This is a genomic window from Arthrobacter sp. CJ23, assembly GCF_024741795.1.
Classification (GTDB): Bacteria; Actinomycetota; Actinomycetes; order Actinomycetales; family Micrococcaceae; genus Arthrobacter.
In genome coordinates this window covers 4128694-4146453 of the sequence record NZ_CP102950.1, presented here as the reverse complement: position 1 = coordinate 4146453, position 17760 = coordinate 4128694, and the positions used below count along the sequence as shown (strand labels likewise).

Annotated in this window: 17 protein-coding genes; 8 read left to right on the top strand and 9 right to left on the bottom strand. The window is 67.4% G+C overall.

Going from position 1 to position 17760, the window contains the following annotated elements; genetic code table 11:
- Nucleotides 1–41 precede the first annotated feature (41 nt).
- From NVV90_RS18720 to NVV90_RS18710, 3 genes are read right to left on the bottom strand one after another with little or no spacing between them, the layout of a single operon-like run.
- Nucleotides 42–1004 (bottom strand): ribokinase, encoded by a 963-nt coding sequence (locus NVV90_RS18720; protein WP_258438739.1) that lies wholly within the window; start codon nt 1002–1004, stop codon nt 42–44.
- Nucleotides 1001–2428, bottom strand: a complete 1428-nt coding sequence (locus NVV90_RS18715; protein ID WP_258438738.1) for an MFS transporter — start codon at nt 2426–2428, stop codon at nt 1001–1003. Before NVV90_RS18715 ends, NVV90_RS18720 begins: the two co-directional genes overlap by 4 nt.
- Nucleotides 2428–3474 (bottom strand): nucleoside hydrolase, encoded by a 1047-nt coding sequence (locus tag NVV90_RS18710; RefSeq protein WP_258438737.1) that lies wholly within the window; start codon nt 3472–3474, stop codon nt 2428–2430. The genes NVV90_RS18715 and NVV90_RS18710 overlap by 1 nt, the downstream gene beginning before the upstream one ends.
- Before the next feature lie 276 nt (nt 3475–3750).
- Here NVV90_RS18710 and NVV90_RS18705 point away from each other — a divergent pair, with 276 nt between their 5' ends.
- Nucleotides 3751–4728 carry a LacI family DNA-binding transcriptional regulator gene (locus NVV90_RS18705; protein ID WP_258441238.1) on the top strand — a complete coding sequence of 326 codons (978 nt, stop codon included), beginning with the start codon at nt 3751–3753 and terminating at the stop codon, nt 4726–4728.
- A gap of 31 nt (nt 4729–4759) precedes the next feature.
- On the opposite strand, the gene NVV90_RS18700 is transcribed toward NVV90_RS18705, so the two are convergent.
- Nucleotides 4760–5383 (bottom strand): LysE family transporter, encoded by a 624-nt coding sequence (locus NVV90_RS18700; protein ID WP_258441237.1) that lies wholly within the window; start codon nt 5381–5383, stop codon nt 4760–4762.
- 116 nt (nt 5384–5499) lie between these two features.
- On the opposite strand from NVV90_RS18700, the gene NVV90_RS18695 reads away from it, so the two are divergent.
- On the top strand, nt 5500–6555 hold the full coding sequence (locus NVV90_RS18695; protein WP_258441236.1) for a DNA polymerase IV: 1056 nt from the start codon (nt 5500–5502) through the stop codon (nt 6553–6555).
- Between the two features lie 55 nt (nt 6556–6610).
- On the opposite strand, the gene NVV90_RS18690 is transcribed toward NVV90_RS18695, so the two are convergent.
- The 5 genes from NVV90_RS18690 to NVV90_RS18670 all read right to left on the bottom strand — a co-directional run bounded on the left by NVV90_RS18690 (nt 6611) and on the right by NVV90_RS18670 (nt 9926).
- Nucleotides 6611–7009: a type II toxin-antitoxin system VapC family toxin gene (locus NVV90_RS18690; RefSeq protein ID WP_258438736.1), complete on the bottom strand. Its 399-nt coding sequence runs from the start codon at nt 7007–7009 to the stop codon at nt 6611–6613.
- Nucleotides 6970–7308 carry a type II toxin-antitoxin system Phd/YefM family antitoxin gene (locus NVV90_RS18685; protein WP_258438735.1) on the bottom strand — a complete coding sequence of 113 codons (339 nt, stop codon included), beginning with the start codon at nt 7306–7308 and terminating at the stop codon, nt 6970–6972. The genes NVV90_RS18690 and NVV90_RS18685 overlap by 40 nt, the downstream gene beginning before the upstream one ends.
- Nucleotides 7309–7356: 48 nt before the next feature.
- Nucleotides 7357–8613: an RNA polymerase sigma factor gene (locus NVV90_RS18680; RefSeq protein ID WP_258438734.1), complete on the bottom strand. Its 1257-nt coding sequence runs from the start codon at nt 8611–8613 to the stop codon at nt 7357–7359.
- Nucleotides 8614–8632: 19 nt separating this feature from the next.
- Nucleotides 8633–8992, bottom strand: coding sequence for a YciI family protein (locus NVV90_RS18675; protein WP_216926769.1), 360 nt, complete (start codon nt 8990–8992; stop codon nt 8633–8635).
- A 118-nt stretch (nt 8993–9110) separates the two neighbouring features.
- Nucleotides 9111–9926 carry a class I SAM-dependent methyltransferase gene (locus NVV90_RS18670; protein WP_258438733.1) on the bottom strand — a complete coding sequence of 272 codons (816 nt, stop codon included), beginning with the start codon at nt 9924–9926 and terminating at the stop codon, nt 9111–9113.
- A 122-nt stretch (nt 9927–10048) separates the two neighbouring features.
- Here NVV90_RS18670 and NVV90_RS18665 point away from each other — a divergent pair, with 122 nt between their 5' ends.
- From NVV90_RS18665 to NVV90_RS18640, 6 genes are all read left to right on the top strand, one after another.
- Nucleotides 10049–10690 (top strand): LysE family translocator, encoded by a 642-nt coding sequence (locus NVV90_RS18665; protein ID WP_258438732.1) that lies wholly within the window; start codon nt 10049–10051, stop codon nt 10688–10690.
- 105 nt (nt 10691–10795) lie between these two features.
- Entirely contained in the window at nt 10796–12091 is a 1296-nt protein-coding gene (locus NVV90_RS18660; RefSeq protein ID WP_258438731.1) for an APC family permease, read from the top strand.
- Nucleotides 12066–12878: a hypothetical protein gene (locus NVV90_RS18655; RefSeq protein WP_258438730.1), complete on the top strand. Its 813-nt coding sequence runs from the start codon at nt 12066–12068 to the stop codon at nt 12876–12878. The genes NVV90_RS18660 and NVV90_RS18655 overlap by 26 nt, the downstream gene beginning before the upstream one ends.
- A 65-nt stretch (nt 12879–12943) precedes the next feature.
- Entirely contained in the window at nt 12944–13993 is a 1050-nt protein-coding gene (locus NVV90_RS18650; protein ID WP_258438729.1) for a LacI family DNA-binding transcriptional regulator, read from the top strand.
- Nucleotides 13994–14018: 25 nt separating this feature from the next.
- Nucleotides 14019–15020: an aldo/keto reductase family protein gene (locus NVV90_RS18645; protein ID WP_258438728.1), complete on the top strand. Its 1002-nt coding sequence runs from the start codon at nt 14019–14021 to the stop codon at nt 15018–15020.
- A 136-nt stretch (nt 15021–15156) separates the two neighbouring features.
- Nucleotides 15157–17742, top strand: coding sequence for a non-ribosomal peptide synthetase (locus tag NVV90_RS18640; RefSeq protein ID WP_258438727.1), 2586 nt, complete (start codon nt 15157–15159; stop codon nt 17740–17742).
- The last annotated feature ends 18 nt before the right edge of the window (nt 17743–17760 follow it).

The following is a 17760-nucleotide window of genomic DNA, read 5'->3' as shown; positions in this document are numbered from 1 at the left end:
CCGAGCCACGAGGGCACGGCGGGGGCAGCGCTGGAGGAAAGCTAGGACGCCAGGCGCCGTTCCACGTCTTCGACTGCCGGGTAGGCAGCCTGGGTGCCCTTCTTGGTGGCGGCCAGGGCGGCGGCCACGGAGGCGAAGGAGGCGGCGTAGGCCAGGGATTCCCCGGCTGCGAGCCGGGCGGCGACGGCGCCTGTGAAGGCATCGCCCGCACCGGTGGTGTCAACCGCGTTGACCTTGGTGGGCGCAACCCGGGTGATCCGCGAGCCTTCGGCCGCCTGCGAGTCGAGCACCACGGAACCGTGGGCGCCGAGCGTCACCAGCACACGCTCCAGGCCGCGGGCGGCGAACTGCATCCGGACGGGCTCCCAGGCCGCGGCGTCGGCACCGGCGCCAGGCACCTCGGCATCGCCCAGGAACAGCGAGGCCTCGTGCGCGTTCACCAGCAGGACATCGCTCAGGTTCGCGAGGCTCTGCGGGATCTCCGCGTACGGCGAGAGGTTCAGCAGAACCGTTGCGCCGGCGTCGTGCCCTGCCTGTGCGGCGGCCGCGACCGTCTCGAGGCTGACCTCAAGGCAAAGGCAGACGACGGCGGCGCGCTCGAACGCGTCCGTGGCGTCCGCGACGTCGGCGGGGGACAGGGTGCCGTTGGCGCCTGCCGAGATGATGATGCTGTTCTCCCCGTGCGCGTCCACGGAGATGACCGCCACGCCGGTGGCCGCGACCGAGGAGCTGCGGACGCGGGAGATGTCCACGCCGGCGCCGGCGGTGGAAGCCAGGAGCATGGCCCCGTTGGCGTCGTCGCCCACCGCGCCGACCAGGCTCACGTGCCCGCCGAGCTTGCTGGCGGCCACCGCCTGGTTGGCGCTCTTGCCCCCGGGATTGACGGCAAAGCCGTTGCCGTGGACGGTCTCGCCGGGGAGCGGGAGCCGCTCGCAGTAGATGGTCAGGTCCGCGTTGAGGGATCCGACGACGACGATCCGGCCGCCTGTGGTTTCCGGCGTCACTTGGCTACCTCGGCCTCGACGGGCTTCGGGATCAGCAGCGAGGCGGCGAACGCCGCCACGGTGATGACCAGCCCGGTCACCACCACGGTCAGGTAGGAGGCCTTGGCGTCACCCAGGGCGGAGGTTGCCACCAGGATGGCCGGCAGCACCAGGAAGCTCAGGCCTGCGCCGAGGTTGAAAGCGCCGGCGTTCATGCCTGGCAGGAAGCCGGGGTTGCCCTGCGGCGAGAGGACCACTCCGAGTCCGTTCAGCATGATGTTGACCGTACCCGCATACATGATGCCCAGCAAGGCTGTTCCGGCGATCATCATGGGCAGGCTGCTGAGGCCGAAGAAGGCGATGATGGCCAGGGCCGCGATGCTGCCGACCATGCCGATGCGCAGGACCTTGGTGTAGCCGAGGACCGGGGCCAGGCGGCCGCTGATGGGGCCGATGACCCAGCCGAGCAGGGCGTACGGGGTGAGGATGATGAGCGACATCTCGGTGGGTCCCACGCCGAAGCCCGGGGCCGCCGCCTGCACATAGGCAGGGACAATGCCGTTGATGACGGCGAAGATGCCGGTCATGGTCAGGGTGGTGGTCAGCAGCGGTGCCCAGGTGGAGCGCTGGCGCAGGTGGACGGTTTCCACCATGGGTGCCTTGGCGCGCTTCTCCACGGTCCAGAAGGCGAAGAACGCTGCGGCGGCAACCACGGTCAGGCCGATGGCGAGCATCAGAGGGCCTGTGGAGAATGCGCCCACCAGCTTGGAGCCCTCGTTGAGGGCCGTGAGCAGGGCGCCCACCGCGATGACGATGAAGAACACGCCCAGCCAGTCCATGGTGGTGCCGGCCGCGGGCTTGCTTTCGCCGGCCAGGAGGGCGATCAGGGCGGTGGCCACGAGGGCCAGGACCACCATGAGCCAGAAGATGCTGCGGAAGCCGAAGTTCTCGGCGAAGTAGCCGCCCACGAAGGAGTCGACGCCGGCCACGCCGCCGTTGACGGCCGTGATGAGGCCCATGAGGGTGCCGTACTTGCGCGGGTTGCTGACGGCGGAGCGCAGCATGATCAGGCACAGCGGCACCGTGGGGCCGCTGACGCCCTGGATGATGCGGCCCACGAAGAGCCAGGTGACGTCCGGGGCCATGGCCGCGATGACCGAGCCGACGGCCATCAGCAGCATCATGCCGAGCAGGATCTTCTTGCGTCCGATGATGTCACTCAGGCGCGGCAGGAACAGGGAGAACAGGGCCGCGGCGGTGAAGAACCAGGTCTGGGAAAGGCCGATGACGGCCTGGTCCGTGTGCAGCTCGTTGCCCATGGTGACCAGGGCCGGGCTGAGCATGGAGGCGTTGAGCTGGAAGGCCACGCAGGCGGCCAGCAGGGCCACCATGAGGGCGGTGACGTTGCCGCGGGTAGTCTTGGTTTCAGTGAGGAGCGTGCTCATTACTTGGCCTCCGCGGTTGCTGCGGCTGCGACGGCCGGTGCTGCGGCGGCTGGCGCGGCGGTGCCGGGCTCGCGGGGCTCACCGGGCTCGCCGATGCGGACGAGGGCGTCCGTGACGAGGTTCCAGAACTTTTCGTGGTCAAGGTCGACGGCTACGGAGGTGTGGCAGTCTTCGGGTGCCGGGGCGCGGAAATCGGCCACGGTCATGCCGAGCGTGAGCTTGCCCTGCAGTTCGATGTCCACGGGGACCTTGCGCGTGGTCATGACGGTGGGATCGATGACGTAGGCCACGGCGCAGGGATCGTGCACCGGCGGGTAGTCGAAGCCCTGGGCGTCCTTGTAGGCCTGGGTGAAGAACTCCATCAGTTCCATCACGAACTGGGCCGGCTTGGTGCCCACAGCGGCGATCCTCTCGACGACCTCCGGGGTGGCCAGAGCCTGGTGCGTGAGGTCCAGGCCGACCATCACCACGGGCCACTTCTCGTTGAACACGATGTGCGCGGCCTCGGGGTCGATGATGATGTTGAATTCGGCCACGGCGCTCCAGTTGCCCACGTGGTAGCCGCCGCCCATGAGGACGACTTCCTTCACGCGTTCAACGATGCGGGGTTCCTTGCGCGCAGCCAGGGCGATGTTGGTGAGGCCGCCGGTGGGGACCAGGGTGACCGTGCCGGGCTCGTGGGCCATGATCGTCTCGATGATGAGGTCGACGGCGTGGCGCGGGTCCAGCTCGATGGTGGACTCGAGCTGGGCGGGGCCGTCCATGCCGGTCTCGCCGTGGATGGACGGCGCGGTTTCGATGGTGCGGACCAGGGGCCGGGCGCAGCCGGCGGCGAAGGGGACACCGGTGATGCCGGCGATGGTGCCTACCGAGAGGGCGTTGCGGGTGACCTTTTCGAGGGTCTGGTTGCCCACCACGGTGGTGACGGCGAGCAGCTCGATGTCCGGGTTGCCGTGCGCCAGGAGCAGCGCCACCGCATCGTCATGTCCGGGGTCGCAGTCCAGGATGATCTTCTTGCGTTCAGGGGTCATGGTGTTGGGATCCATGTTCATCTCCACGTCATTGGGGCCTGCCAGGCAGGGCGCTAGGTCATTCAGAGAGATCTTGGCACCGCAATGCCCATTACGTCAAGCGCTTAACGTAGATTGCGTCAAGCGCTTGATGCCTTGCGGCAGCAGAAGTGGCGAAATCCCGGCTACGATCGATGCATGGAACCCGCGGAACGAGTGCAGCAGCCCCCTGCTGGTGGACCCGCCCCTGCTGGGGGACCGGCCGCTGCTGGTGGACCATCCGCCGCCCGTGCGCACCGCGTCACCGCGGCGATTGTGGCCGCCCGGGCCGGAGTCTCCACGGCCACGGTGTCCCTCGTGGCCAACGGGAAGACTCAGGGCCGCGTCTCCGACGACAACGTCTCCCGCGTCCGCCAGGCGATCGCCGAACTCGGCTACGTGGTGGACAGCATCGGAAGTTCCCTGTCCAAGGGGGTCAGTTCCATCGTGATCCTGGTAGCCCCGGACATCGCCAACCCCTTCTTTGCCAAGGTCATTGCGGGCGTCCGCGAATCGCTGGGGTCCGACTACCAGCTCCTGCTTTCCGTGACCGATGCCGGCGAGTTCCCCCGGGCCGACGACGTCCGCAAGCTCCTGGCCCTCCGTCCCGCGGGCCTGTTGGTGGACGCACCCAGCGCCGGGTTCCTGGAGGAGTTGTCCGTGGCAGGGCCCATGGTGCTCCTGGACGCGCCGGGCCTGGAAGGGTATGCCCCGTCGGTGAACCTTGACGTCGCCAATGGTGCCCGCGAACTGGCGGCGCACCTGGCCGCCATGGGGCACCGGCGCGTGGCCTACGTGGACAGCGTCACGGGCACAGCAACGTTCGAGATCCGCCGTGCCGCGTTCCTGGATGAGGCCGCCGCCTGCGGGATCACCGTGGCCGATGAGCACATCATCAGCACCACCATCGACGTCGGGGCGGCCGCCGTCGCGTTCGCGGCAGCCTGGCCGCAGTGGCAGCAGGCCGGGGTCACCGCCGTCGTCTGCAGTACGGACACGCACGCCTATGGCGTGCTGCAGGAAGCGCGGGTTGCCGGGGTCCGCATCCCGGAGGAGCTGGCCGTGGCGGGCTTCGACGACCTGCCGTACTCAGCCACGTCCAACCCGGGCCTCACCAGCGTGCACCTGCCGGCCACGCCGCTGGGCCTCAAAGCCGGCGAACAGCTCCGCGGGCTCATGGAGGGCCGGGTGCTGGAACAGCCGCAGCTCACGCTGGAGAGTTCGCTGGTGGTGCGCGGCTCCACGGCGTAGGGCCGGCCTCGGTCCAAGGGGCTCCGGACTCCTAATGGATGGCGGCGAGGAGCACGCCCACCAGCACGAACAGCACTCCGAAGGTCCGGTTGAGGACCTTCTGGCCATGCTCGTTGTGGGTGAAGCGCTGGAAGGAGCGGGCCGCCAGGGCGAAGAAGAACCACATGACGGCGATGTCGATGAGCACAATCGTGACACTGAGTACGGCGTACTGCGGGATGAGCGGCTGGTCCGGGCGGATGAACTGCGGCATGAACGCCAAGAAGAAGACGATCGCCTTGGGGTTGAGCAGGTTGACCCAGACGCCGCGCTGGAACATGGACCAGGCCGGCTCGTTCCGCCGGGCCTCGACCTTCTCCTTGTCCAGGTCCGGCCGGTGCAGGAACTGCCGGATGCCCATGTACACGAGGTACGCTGCGCCGGCGTAGCGGATCACGTTGAAGATCACGGGTGAGCTGGAGACCAGGACGCCCACGCCGAGGGCCACGATCACAATGTGGATGACCAGGGCCGCCTGCTGGCCCAGGACTCCCCAGATGGAGCGGCGGAACCCGGAGTTCAACGAATTGCTCATGGTGGAGATGGCGCCGGCGCCGGGCGTGAAACTGATGAGGGTGCCGGCGCCTACCAGGGCCAGCCAAAGGGAAAACTGCACCATCTCAGCTTATGCCGGTGAAGCGGGTGCCACGGACGCGGGGCCAAGCTCCTCGGAGAACCGATGCTTCGCAGAGGCGTTTGCGGCAGACTGGTGGCGTGAGCGGAATCCGGTGGGTGCTGCACGTCGATCTCGACCAGTTCATCGCGGCGGTCGAAGTGCTCCGGCGGCCTGAGCTGGCGGGCAAGCCGATCATTGTCGGCGGCCGAGGGGATCCCACGGAACGTGCTGTGGTGTCCACGGCATCCTACGAAGCCAGGGCGTTCGGCGTGGGTTCCGGAATGCCACTGCGCCTCGCAGCCCGGAAAGTGCCCGACGCCGTGATCCTGCCCGTCGATCAGGAGGCTTACCTCGCGGCGTCAGACATAGTGATGGCGACACTGCGCGCGCAGCCGGGCGCGACCGTGCAGGTGCTGGGCTGGGATGAAGCTTTTATGGGCATAGAGGCCGAGAACCCGGAAGCCTACGCCCGGCAGGTGCAGGCCGCCGTGCTGGAGCGAACCGAGCTGCATTGCAGTGTTGGCATCGGCGACACACTGGTCCGGGCCAAAGTCGCCACGGGTTTCGGCAAACCGGCTGGTGTCTTCCGTCTCACTGCCGAGAACTGGCTCGACGTCATGGGCAGCCGGCCCACCATTGACCTGTGGGGCGTCGGAACCAGGGTGTCGAGCCGGCTGGCCAAACTCGGCATCAACACGGTCGCCGAACTCGCCGCGTCCGACCCCCAGAGCCTGGTCCCGGAGTTCGGCCCGAAGATGGGTCCTTGGTATGCACAGCTCGGACGCGGGGACGGAGCCAGCGTTGTGGACGACACCCCGTGGGTTGCGCGCGGGCACGGCCGGGAGACCACTTTCCAGCAGGATTTGACCGAGCCCGCCCAGGTCGACGACGCCGTAAGGGAGTTGACGGCGCGCGTACTTGAGGATGTTGTGGCCGAAGGGCGGCCGGTGGTCGGGCTGACGCTCAAGGTCCGGTACGCGCCGTTCTTCACCAAGACCTACGGAAGGAAGATCCCCGAGACATTCGACCGGGAGGAAATCCTCGCGCGGGCCCTGGACCTCACAGCAGGAATCGAGCCGGACCGGCCGATCCGGCTCCTTGGACTGCGGGCCGAAATGTCGATGCCCGACGATGCCCGAAAGGGACACACGCCGACGCGCGGCGGCTGGTGAAGTGGCCGCGCCTGCTACCGGCAACGAAGCTCGGGCAGCGCCACGTTCCAGCCAGCTACCAAAGAGCCTCCACCAACGGGAACTCGTGAAACACCGGGTCCGCGGTGATGATCACCATCGACTCGACTATGGCCTGGGACGCGATCATCCTGTCGAAGGGATCCCGGTGCTCCCAATCGAGCTGCCCCGCGGTCAGTGCATGCGCTCCATTGATGGACAGTTCTTCATTGCAGAGTTCGGCGATGTGGCGGGAATACCCCAGAAGAAGGCCATCCAGCTCGGGAAGCCGCCCCAGCCGGTGCTTGTAGCCGAGCTCGTAGGCAGTGGCCGCCGACGCCACCAGGTGGTGGTCCAGCGACTGGATGACGCGGCGGGCCCTGGCCGAGAGCTTCCGTGGTTCGGTGAGTGCCCAGGCTAGGACATGGGTGTCGAGGAGGTAAGCGGTCCTTCCCATTGTGCAAGGTCCTCCTCACCCATGGGCTCGAGGAAGTCTTCCGGGAGCCGGCCCTTGACGAATCCGAGGCGCCGTTTGGTAGGCCGCTCAACCTTGACAAGCCGGGCGACAGGCCGCCCGGCCTTCGCGATCACCACATCCTCGCCGCGCTCAACCTTGTTGAGGAGCTCGGAAAGGCGGGTCTTGGCATCTTGGACGTTGTATTGCCCCATGTTGACCAAGTCTACTTGGTCAACCTCCGCGAAGTAAGGCTCCGCCGAGTAGAAGGGGGGAGGCTCGTCTGCGTAGTAGTAACTCATGAAACGAGCCTAGAGACGGCACCCCGCTGCCGGCAGAGACCACTTTCGCTATGTGGACAACGGCCCCAATTTGGACGCTTTCCCTATCAAATATTGCCGCTCCTGCAGGCTGCCCGTCTTCTTCGCCGCGGCCATGAACGAGGCCCGGGCACCCGCCGGATCCCCGGCCATTTCCAGCAGGTGCCCGCGGACGGCGTCGAGCCTGTGGGTCTGGGCCAGCCCGGCGTCGAGTCCGGCCAGCAGCTCAAGGCCAGCCGAGGGTCCTTCCACCATGGCCAGCGCCACCGCGCGGTTCAGGGTGACCACAGGGTTGGGGGCGAGGGCCTCAAGCACCGTGTAGAGCGCCAGGATCTGGGGCCAGTCGGTGTCTTCCGCCGTGGCGGCCTCCGAGTGCACCGCAGCGATGGCGGCCTGCAGCTGATAGGGACCAGCGGGGCCGCGGCCCAGCGTTGCGGCCAGCAGGGCCAGGCCTTCCTCGAGCTGCTCCCGGTTCCACAGGCCGCGGTCCTGTTCGGCCAGGGGCACCAGCGTTCCGTCCGCCAGCGCCCGGGCCGGACGGCGTGAATCCGTGAGGAGCATGAGGGCGAGCAGCCCGGCCGCTTCGTGCTCGGCCGGCAGCAGCCCGTGCAGCAGGCGGGCCAGCCGGATCGCCTCCGCCGTCAGCTCTTCGCGCTGCAGCGACGGCCCCGAACTCGCGGCGTAGCCTTCGTTGAAGATCAGGTACAGGACGTGAAGCACGACGCCGAGCCGCGCCTTGCGCTCGTCCCTTTCCGGCAGTTCGAAGCGGGCTCCGGCCTTCTTGATGTTCTGCTTGGCGCGGCTGATGCGCTGGCCCATGGTGGCTTCCGGGACCAGGAAGGCGCTGGCGATTTCCGCCGTGGTCAGCCCGCCCACCGCCCGCAATGTCAGTGCAAGCTGGGATGGTGCAGACAAAGCCGGATGACAGCAGAGGAACAGGAGGGTGAGCGTGTCATCGGAGTCAGGCGGGGCTCCGGCATCGGGTGACCACCCGTCGTCGGGCGCTCCAAGCGGCGCAGGTTCCAGCGCCACGGCCCGTTCCTCCCGGGTGCGCCGGGCACTCTCGCTGCGCCACTCGTCCACGAGCCGCCGGGATGCCACCGCCAGCAGCCAGGCCCTCGGGTTCTCCGGAACGCCGGCCGCGGGCCACTGCAGGGCGGCCTCCAGCAGCGCTTCCTGGACGGCGTCCTCGCAGGCGTCGAACTGGCCATGCCGGCGTGCCAGCACGCCAAGGACCTGCGGCGCGAGCGTGCGCAGCAGGTCCTCGAGCTGTGGTGCCGCGGTCAAGCGGCTCGGGCAAGCATGGCTAGACCTCCGGCGGCCCGTCCGGGATGGCGCGCAGCTCCACCACCTGCGAGTACTTGACGATGCTGGAGCAGATCTCCACGGCACGTTCCTCGCTGGCCACGTCCACCACCCAGTAGCCGATCAGCGATTCCTTCGACTCGGCGTAGGGCCCGTCCGTGGTGATCACGCCGTCGGGGGTCTGCTTGACGAGCTTGGCGGTGCTGCCGTCGGCCAGGCCGGCGTTGAAGACGAGCTCGCCGGAATCGCGCAGATCCTTGTCGATCTGGATCATGAACCCGATCATTTCCTTGACCCACTCCGGGTCGGCGGTCTCCATCATGCCCTCGGCCGAACCGAACATCATGATCATGTATTTCATCTCGAACTCCTTAGGAGGGGCGCCCTGTTTGGGTGCTTTCACTCATGGGTCGGAACTGCGGCGGGGTTTTCTACATGGTCGACGGAACTTTTTTGGGAGGGCGGGCAGGAAGGCACGCTCAGGCCCGGGCGATGACCTCCCCGTTGGGAATGAGGAAGAAGCCGTCGTCCGTGGCGCCCCAGCGGTGCCAGCCAGCGGCGATCCTGGCGAGGTCGGCCTCGTTCGCGAAGCCGTATTCGAGGGCCTGTTCGGCGAAGGCCGAGTGCAGCACCCGCTCGCTCCACACCCGGGACTGCCAGGCCCTTTGCTGCGCCGTGGCGTAGAGCCAGTTGCTGCTGGTGGGCGCCACCTGGGCAAAACCGGCCTGCTGCGCCCAGGACACCAGGCGACGGCCGGCGTCGGGCTCGGCCCCGTTGCGGCGCGCGATCTTCTGGTACAGCTCCATCCAGTCATCGAGTTCCGGGACGGCCGGGTACCAGCTCATGCCGTGGAAGTCGGCGTCGCGCACGGCCACGATCGCCCCGGGCTTGGCCACGCGGCGCATTTCGCGCAGAGCCGCCACGGGATCGGTGAGGTGCTGCAGGACCTGGTGGGCGTGGACCAGGTCGAAGGTCTCGTCCTCGAAGTCGAGATCGTAGATGTTTCCGGTGCGGAACTCCACGTTGGCCACCCCGCGCTCGGCGGCCAGGGCCGTGGCCTGGGCCAGGACTTCGGCGGAACGGTCCAGTCCGATGACCTGTGCCGGCGCCACGAGCTCCGCGAAATCGCAGGTGATGCTGCCCGGCCCGCACCCGACGTCGAGCACTGACGTCCCGGCGGTGAGATGGGGCAAAACGAACGCCGCGGAGTTCTCGGCGGTCCGTGAGGCGTGGGCCCGGACAACCGACTCGTGGTGCCCGTGGGTGTAGACATCTTCAGGCTTCTGCGCGTTCATAGGGAAACGCTACCCCCAGGGCGTCGGATTTTGGCGGATCCTGCCTCCAAAGATGGAGCCCGGTCCTTTGACGGAAATCGGGCGCTTTCCGGGAGCCGCAGCCGTACCGGATAATCGGAGCTGTGACTCTTGCTTCCTTGATTGCCTTCGCCGGACTCTGCCTCATCCTGTCCGTGACCCCCGGTCCGGACACGTTCCTGGTGCTGCGCATCGCGTTGAACCGGCCCAGTGCGGGAATTGCCGCGGCCGCGGGTTCGGCCGGCGCCGCCATCGTGTGGGCCGCCCTGGTAGGCATCGGCCTGGCCGCGCTCCTGGAACAGTCCGCTGAACTGTTCCGCTGGCTCAAGATCGCGGGCGGCCTGTACTTGCTGTACCTCGGCATTTCCTCGTTCATCAAGTCCCGGAAGGCCGCCAAAGCCGGCATCGACGGCACCGGTCCGGATACGCCGCTTCCGTACAGCAGGCTTTCCGCGTTGGGGGCCGGGGCGCTGTCCACGCTGCTCAACCCCAAGGTGGGCCTGTTCTACCTCGCCGTGGTGCCGCAGTTCATCCCGCACGGCGGCGACACGATGGGCACGTCCCTCATCCTCGGCGTCGTGGTGGCGGTGATTGCGTTCGCGTACCTCTCGATCGTGGCCGTCGTCGCGTTCAAGGCGATGCGGTGGTTGAAGCGCCCCAAAGTGAGCACCGTCGTCGAGCGCACCAGCAGCGGGATCATCGCGGCCCTGGGACTCGGGGTGGTGGCTTCCGGCGCCAGCAGCTAACTGGTTCCGGGCGGGCGGAGCGGCCCCGAAGATTCGGCAGGATATCGCCGCCATCCGGCGGTTTCGCTGCTGCCGCCCGGACGCCGCACGGTGTTCAGTTGAAGGGTGAGCGAAGCAATCAGTAAACCGGGCCTGGGTTTGTTCCGGGCGACCGGGATCTACGTCGGAGCAATTCTCGGATCCGGGGTGCTGGTGCTTCCGGCCATCGCCGCGCAGGCCGCCGGTCCGGCATCGCTCCTGGCCTGGGCGCTGCTGCTGGTCTTCTGCACCCCGGTGGCGTTCAGCTTCGCTGAAATGAGCCGCCAACAGCCCGACGCCGGCGGCATCGCGACGTTCGTGACCCGGGCCTTCGGACGCCGCGCCTCGGTGGTGGCCGGCTACCTCTTCTACTTCGCCATCCCCTTTGGGGCGCCCGCGACGGCTGTGATCGGCGGCGAATACATCGCCCACGCCATGGGCGGCGGCCGGGAGACGGCGCTCATCGCGGCCGGGCTGATCCTCGCCGCAGGCTTCGCGAGCAACGCCGTCGGCATCCACATCTCCAGCAGGCTCCAGCTGCTCCTCATGGTCCTTCTCGTGGCGCTGCTGGCGGCGGCCGTCGCAGTGTCCGCGCCGTACGGGCGCGCGGAGAATTTCGTCCCCTTCGCTCCGAACGGCTACTGGGCGGTGGGTGGGGCGGCGAGCCTCCTGTTCTTCTGCTTCGCCGGCTGGGAAGCCGTGACCCACCTCGCCGGCGAATTCCGGCATCCCGAACGCGACCTCAAGCGCGCCACCTGGCTGACGCTCGTCGTCGTCGGCGTGGTCTACATCGGCTTGGTGGCAGCGTGCGTGGCCGTGCTGGGACCCGGCCTGGCAGGAAGTTCCGTGCCCGTCGCCGAGCTGCTCGCCAAGGGGCTGGGCCCGGCGGCGGCGCCAGTCACCGCCGTCGCGGCAGCCGTGCTGACCTTCGGCCCGCTCAACACTTTCGTGGCGGGAGCCAGCAAGCTTGGTGCCCGTCTGGCGTCCGACGGCGTGCTGCCGCGGGCTTTCGCGCGCGGCGCCGCACCGGGCGAGGTGCCGTCCGTGAGCCTGGCGGGTCTGGCGGCCATGACCTCCCTGTCCTTCGCCGCCGCGGCCCTGGGCCTGCTCAGCATGGAGTTCCAGATCGGGGCGGCCTCGGCCTGCTTCACTGCCGTGACCGCGTTCGGCCTCGCCGCCGGGGTACGGCTGCTGCGGCGCGGGACGCCCGCCTGGTACGGGGTGATCGTGGCCGCCGTGGTGATGGTGGTGGTGCTGCTGTTCAGCGGCTGGGCGCTGCTGGTGCCGGCCGGTCTGGGAGCCGCCGCCGTGTGGGCCGGGCGCTTGTATTTGAAACCCGCTCTGCCACAATTGAGCCATGGCCGCAGCGTGGTCAATTCCTGAAGGTCTCGGCAGGGAAGCATCCCCGGACGCACTGCGCCGCCCGTTCTTCATTGCGGCCGTCATTGTCTTCGCCATCGTGGTGCTGGCCGAAATCGGCATGTCCCTCCTGCTCGGCGGAACCGCCGTCGAGCCCGTCTCGCTGGCCGAGGCCGGGAAGCTCGGTGTCCCGCCGGAAGTCTTCCTCAACACCCAAGGCGCCGACGCCGCGCCGCCCGGCGCAGGCATCGGCTTCCTCGCGTTCCTTGACGGGCTGCTGCTGTTCACCGTGGTAATGCTTGGCCTGAGCCTGGTCATCGATCTGCGCACGTACGGGCGGGTCCAGGGCATCACCACGCTGATCGTGACGTTCCTGTGGGTCCTTGCGGCATTCTTCACGGCCCTGCTGGCCCTGGCCAAGCTGTTCCTGATGTTCGGCCTGTTCGTGGCCGCCCCGTTCGGGACCATCGCCTACCTGGCCCTGTGGGGCAGCTTCCCGACGGGACAGGCGGCCGCGATTCTGGGACTCCTGCTCCTGCTGAAGATCGTGTTCGTGGTGCTGCTGATCCTGAGCCAGCCCAAGTTCCTGAAGGTCACCGGCCTGGTGGTCCTGCTCCTGGTCTCGGTGCTGCTGCAGCTCATCCTGGGTTTGATCCACGACTTCCTGCCCGGCCCGCTGGTGTCCATCGGCGACCAGTTCTGGGCGCTCATCACGGTGGTGGTGGCACTCGTCTGGGCCGTGATCATGCTGATCACGTCCATTCCGGCCGTCATCAACGCCCTGCGCGTGAGCGGGTCCGCGGGGGACTAGGCACTGTTCGCCGGCCGCTTCGCAAGCGCTTGCGAAAATGACGTGGCAGTGGCTACCTTGGTGTCATGACGACTTCTGTGGGCACGGTTGCCGAGATCGCTGGTGTCTCGGTTTCCACGGTCTCCCGCGCTCTCCGGGACGTCCCTGGCATCTCTGTGGAAACACGCAAGCGCGTGCAAAGGATCGCCCGTGAGTTGGGATATGTGCCGTCCTTGGCCGGTTCCCGTCTTGCCACCGGCAAGACGGGAACCGTGGCAGTTCTAACCCCCAGCCTGTCCAAGTGGTTTTTTGGCCAGGTCCTGGCCGCCGCGGGCGGCGTCCTGCGTGAGGCCGGCTACGACGTCCTGCTGTACGAATTGGCGGACGATGCAACGCGGGAGCGGTTTTTTGATGCGCCCAAGCTCCAGGGCCGGGCCGACGGCGTGCTCATTCTCGCATTGCAAGCAACTCCTGAAGAGCTGGCCAAACTGGGCGCCCAGGGGCTGCCTGTGGCCATGCTGGGCTCCGCGCAGCCGGGCATCCCGGGGATCCAGGTCCGGGACAGGGGGGCTGGCCGCTCGGCCGTTCGTCATCTCCTGAACCTGGGGCACGAACGGATCGCCTTCATCGGGATCCAGGAGGTGGCCGGCAGCACTTTGGGCGGTGTCCCGCCCGCCCAGCGGCTCCTCGGATACCGGGACGCCCTCGCCGAGGCCGGGCTGTCTGCGTCCCCTGACGATGAGGTCCTCGGGGAAAACACGATCGCCGGGGGCACTGCGGCGATGGCACAGCTGCTGTGTTCCGCGACCCCGCCGACGGCGGTGTTTGTGGCATCCGATGAAATGGCTTTTGGCGCCCTCCGCGCTCTCCGCAGAGCAGGGATCAGTGTTCCCGAGGACATGTCCGTGGTGGGATTCGACAACCACGAACTGGCCGAGTTCCTGGATCTCACCACCATGGACCATGCCGTCAGCCACCAAGGCAGCCAGGCGGCGCAGCTCCTGCTCGCGGCCCTCAGCTCCCCAGGTTCTGCGCCCCCGGCCCTGACCATCCCGGCCACCCTGGTCATCCGGGGCAGCACCGCGCCCCCGCGGCCCCTGCGCACCAAAACGTCCCACCGCGACACCGTCAATTAGTCAGCCACCCCGAAGGAAGCAGCACATGGAATACCGCAAACTCGGCGCATCCGGCATGTACATCAGTGAACTTGCGTACGGCAACTGGGTCACGCACGGCGAGCAGATCAACCAGGAGGCCGCAACCGCCTGCGTGCGCCAGGCCCTGGACCTGGGCATCACCACCTTCGACACCGCCGACGCCTACGCCGCAACCAAAGCCGAGACCGCCCTCGGCGAAGCACTCAAGGGCGTCCGCCGCGAAGGCCTTGAGATCTTCACCAAGGTCTATTTCCCCACCGGCCAGGCGGGGAAGAACGACCGCGGCCTGTCCCGCAAGCACGTGATGGAGTCCATCAACGGTTCCCTGCGCCGCCTCCAGACGGACTACGTGGACCTCTACCAGGCCCACCGCTACGACTATGAAACCCCGCTCGAAGAAACCATGCAGGCTTTCGCGGACATTGTCCGTGCCGGCAAGGCACTCTATATCGGTGTATCCGAATGGACGGCGGACGAAATCCGTGCCGGCGCCAAGCTGGCCAAGGAACTGGGCATCCACCTGATCTCCAACCAGCCGCAGTACTCCATGCTGTGGCGCGTCATCGAGGAAGAAATCGTTCCCGTCAGCGAGGAGCTGGGACTTGGCCAGATCTGCTGGTCCCCCATGGCCCAGGGCGTGCTCACCGGCAAATACGTGCCAGGCCAGGCCGGTCCGGCCGACTCCCGGTTCACCACCGACAACGGCGAGCTCAAAACCGACCACCGCTACCTCAGCGACGACGTCCTGACCCGAGTCCAGCAGCTCAAGCCCCTTGCGGCGGAAGCGGGCCTGTCCATGGCGGCCCTCGCGCTGGCCTGGGTGCTGCAGAACAGCAACGTCTCCGCCGCCATCGTGGGGGCCTCGCGTCCGGAACAGCTGGTGGACAATGCCACCGCGGTGGGCGTGAAGCTGGAGGCGGATCTCATGGACCGGATCGACACCGTCCTGGAGTCCGTCATCGAACGGGACCCCGGCAAGGTCGAATCCTTTCTGACCCGCCCCTGAGCGAAAGGCCGCCATTGGCTGAAGGCCTCCCCCCGGACCAGTTCAACTGTCCGGAGGGAGGCCTTCAGCATGGACGATGTGCCGAGGTGCGTCACGAATTTGAGTTAGGTTAGCTTTACCTTCTATCGTTGAGGCGGTGACCATACAGCCAGACTTGGCCGGTATTTCCTTCGCCACCGATCTGGCGAGGTTCGGAGGCCGGACCGCAATTCGCTTCAACGGTGGTTCAGCGAGCTATCGCGAGCTTGCTGGCCAGGTGGAATCCATTGCCCGTTCCCTGGGGCCTGTTCGCCGGCTCGTAGCACTGGAGGCGGACAACACCCTGCCGTCCCTACGGGTGTACCTGGCAGCGCTGGCGGCAGGGCATCCCTTGCTGATCCTGCCTCCGGGGGGAAGCCCGGCCTCCGCAGCCCTTGTTGCCGCCTACGATCCCGACGTCGTTGTCCGCCTTGCGGACGGTAATGCTGTGATGGACTGCCGGCGCGAAGGGACCCGCCACCAGCTGCATCCCGAACTGGCGATGCTCGTGAGTACATCAGGGTCAACGGGCTCACCAAAACTCGTGCGCCTCTCCGCTGACGGCATCCAGGCCAACGCGGCCGCAATAGCCCAGTACCTGCATTTGCGTCCCGAGGATACGGCGGCCACCACACTTCCACTGTCCTACTGCTACGGGATGTCGGTCGTCAACAGCCACCTGTCGGTAGGTGCCTCGCTCGCCCTTACGGATCTGTCAGTAGTGGATCCGTGCTTTTGGGACCTCGTACGTGCACAAGAAGTGACTTCCTTCGCGGCCGTGCCATACACCTTCGAGCTCCTGGGACGCGCGAGGTTTGCGGACATGGAGCTGCCGAGCCTGCGGTACATCACGCAAGCGGGCGGCCGCCTGGATCCCGAGCGCGTGCGTTCGTATGCGGAATTGGGAACCCGTCGTGGCTGGGACCTGTTCGTCATGTACGGGCAGACGGAAGCCACCGCCCGGATGGCCTACCTGCCTCCGGACCTGGCGTCCGAGCATCCGCAGGCCATTGGCGTTCCGGTTCCCGGTGGCGAGTTCCGGCTTGAACCGGTTCCTGGCCTGGATGACTGCGAACTCGTCTACTCCGGGCCCAACGTGATGCTTGGTTATGCCGAGCGGCCCGAAGACCTGGCACTGGGGCGCGTCGTGGAAGAACTCCACACCGGAGATCTTGCGCGGCGCACCGACGACGGGCTCTATGAAATAGTGGGGCGGCGCAGCCGCTTTGTGAAAATCGTCGGGTTGCGCGTGGACCTGGGCCAGGTGGAGCGGCTCCTGGACGGGCTGGGCGTGTCCGGGGCCGTGGCGGGCACCGATGATCGCATTGTGGCCGCGGTTGAAGGCACCCACGACCTTTCCTTGCTTGCCAAGACACTTGCGCAGGACCTCGGCCTTCCGCGTGCCGCGGTCCAGCTTCACGGTGTGCAGGCGATCCCGCGCCTGGGCAACGGAAAGCCGGATTACCCGGCCGTCCTGGACCTGCACGCCGAACGTGACGACGACGGCGGTACGCCCGGCTCCGCCGCTGGCTCTCAATGCGATGATGCCCGGCGGATTTTCGCCGATGTCCTGGAGCGGGAAGACGTTCAGGATTCCGATACCTTTGTTTCCTTGGGCGGCGACTCGCTGTCCTATGTTGCTGCCTCGGTCCGGCTGGAGCGCTTCCTCGGGGAGGTTCCGGCTGGCTGGCATCTCATGCCGGTCGCCGAGCTGGTTCCCCGTACCGTGCGGGGCGGCCCCACTGGAGACGTTCCCGGAGGCTTTTCGGATGGCCGTGCCGGCGGCCGGTTCCGGTCGTGGCGCCGCCGGCTGCTGGCGCCGATGGAGGCCGGAATCGTGCTGCGGGCCGTTTCCATCGTTTTCATCATTTCCACGCACATCGGGTGGTTTTCATGGGAGGGCACGGCACACGTGCTGATGGCCCTCGCCGGCTACAACTTCGCCCGCTTCCAATTGTCTGGAGCGCGCCGGGAACGGCTGCGGAGGCACGTGCGGACGCTCGCCCGGATCGTCGTGCCAAGCGTCGCCGTGATCGGCTTTGCGTTCGCTGTGACCGATACCTACAGCTGGGCCAATGTATTCCTGCTGAACGCCGTCCTCGGTCCGCCGGGGTGGAGCGACTTCTCCCGCTTCTGGTTCGTGGAGGTGCTGGTCCACATTCTGATCGGCGTCGCGGCCCTCTTGGCCATACCCGCCGTGGACCGTGCCCAGCGAAGGTGGCCGTGGGCCTTCCCGCTCGCCCTCGTGGCCGCCGACCTGCTGGTCCGTTTCCATGTTGTGGACCTTCCGTTTCCGGGGCAGGGCCCTGTTCTGTGGCTATTCGCACTGGGCTGGGCGGCGGCTGCCTCTGCAACCCTGTGGCATCGGGCCGTCGTCACGGCTCTGGCATTCCTGGCCATCCCGGGGCTCTTCGACGACGAATACCGCAACGCCACCATCCTGGCCGGCTTCCTGGTGCTTGTCTGGGTGCCGACCCTGCTGGTACCGCGGAGACTGCACAAGCTAGTGGCCGTACTGGCCAGTTCTTCGCTCTACGCCTACGTCACGCACTGGCTCGTCTATCCGTTGTTCGAGCAAGCAGGAAAGGGCGTGGCCGTCGCTGTTTCCTTGGCGGTCGGCGTCGGCTACTGGGCCCTTGCCACGCGCGTCATGGGGGCCGTGGAGCGCTGGTGGCGGCGCCGAGGCAGCCGGACGGCTAGCTGACGGGTGGTCCAGGGAGGC

Excerpts from the sequence above, each read along its gene's own strand:
- NVV90_RS18715 (WP_258438738.1), bottom strand. The coding sequence starts at position 2,428 with ATGAGCACGCTCCTCACTGAAACCAAGACTACCCGCGGCAACGTCACC.
- NVV90_RS18710 (WP_258438737.1), bottom strand. The coding sequence starts at position 3,474 with ATGGATCCCAACACCATGACCCCTGAACGCAAGAAGATCATCCTGGAC.
- NVV90_RS18690 (WP_258438736.1), bottom strand. The coding sequence starts at position 7,009 with ATGGGAAGGACCGCTTACCTCCTCGACACCCATGTCCTAGCCTGGGCA.
- NVV90_RS18685 (WP_258438735.1), bottom strand. The coding sequence starts at position 7,308 with ATGAGTTACTACTACGCAGACGAGCCTCCCCCCTTCTACTCGGCGGAG.
- NVV90_RS18675 (WP_216926769.1), bottom strand. The coding sequence starts at position 8,992 with ATGAAATACATGATCATGATGTTCGGTTCGGCCGAGGGCATGATGGAG.
- NVV90_RS18670 (WP_258438733.1), bottom strand. The coding sequence starts at position 9,926 with ATGAACGCGCAGAAGCCTGAAGATGTCTACACCCACGGGCACCACGAG.
- NVV90_RS18655 (WP_258438730.1), top strand. The coding sequence starts at position 12,066 with ATGGCCGCAGCGTGGTCAATTCCTGAAGGTCTCGGCAGGGAAGCATCC.
- NVV90_RS18650 (WP_258438729.1), top strand. The coding sequence starts at position 12,944 with ATGACGACTTCTGTGGGCACGGTTGCCGAGATCGCTGGTGTCTCGGTT.
- NVV90_RS18645 (WP_258438728.1), top strand. The coding sequence starts at position 14,019 with ATGGAATACCGCAAACTCGGCGCATCCGGCATGTACATCAGTGAACTT.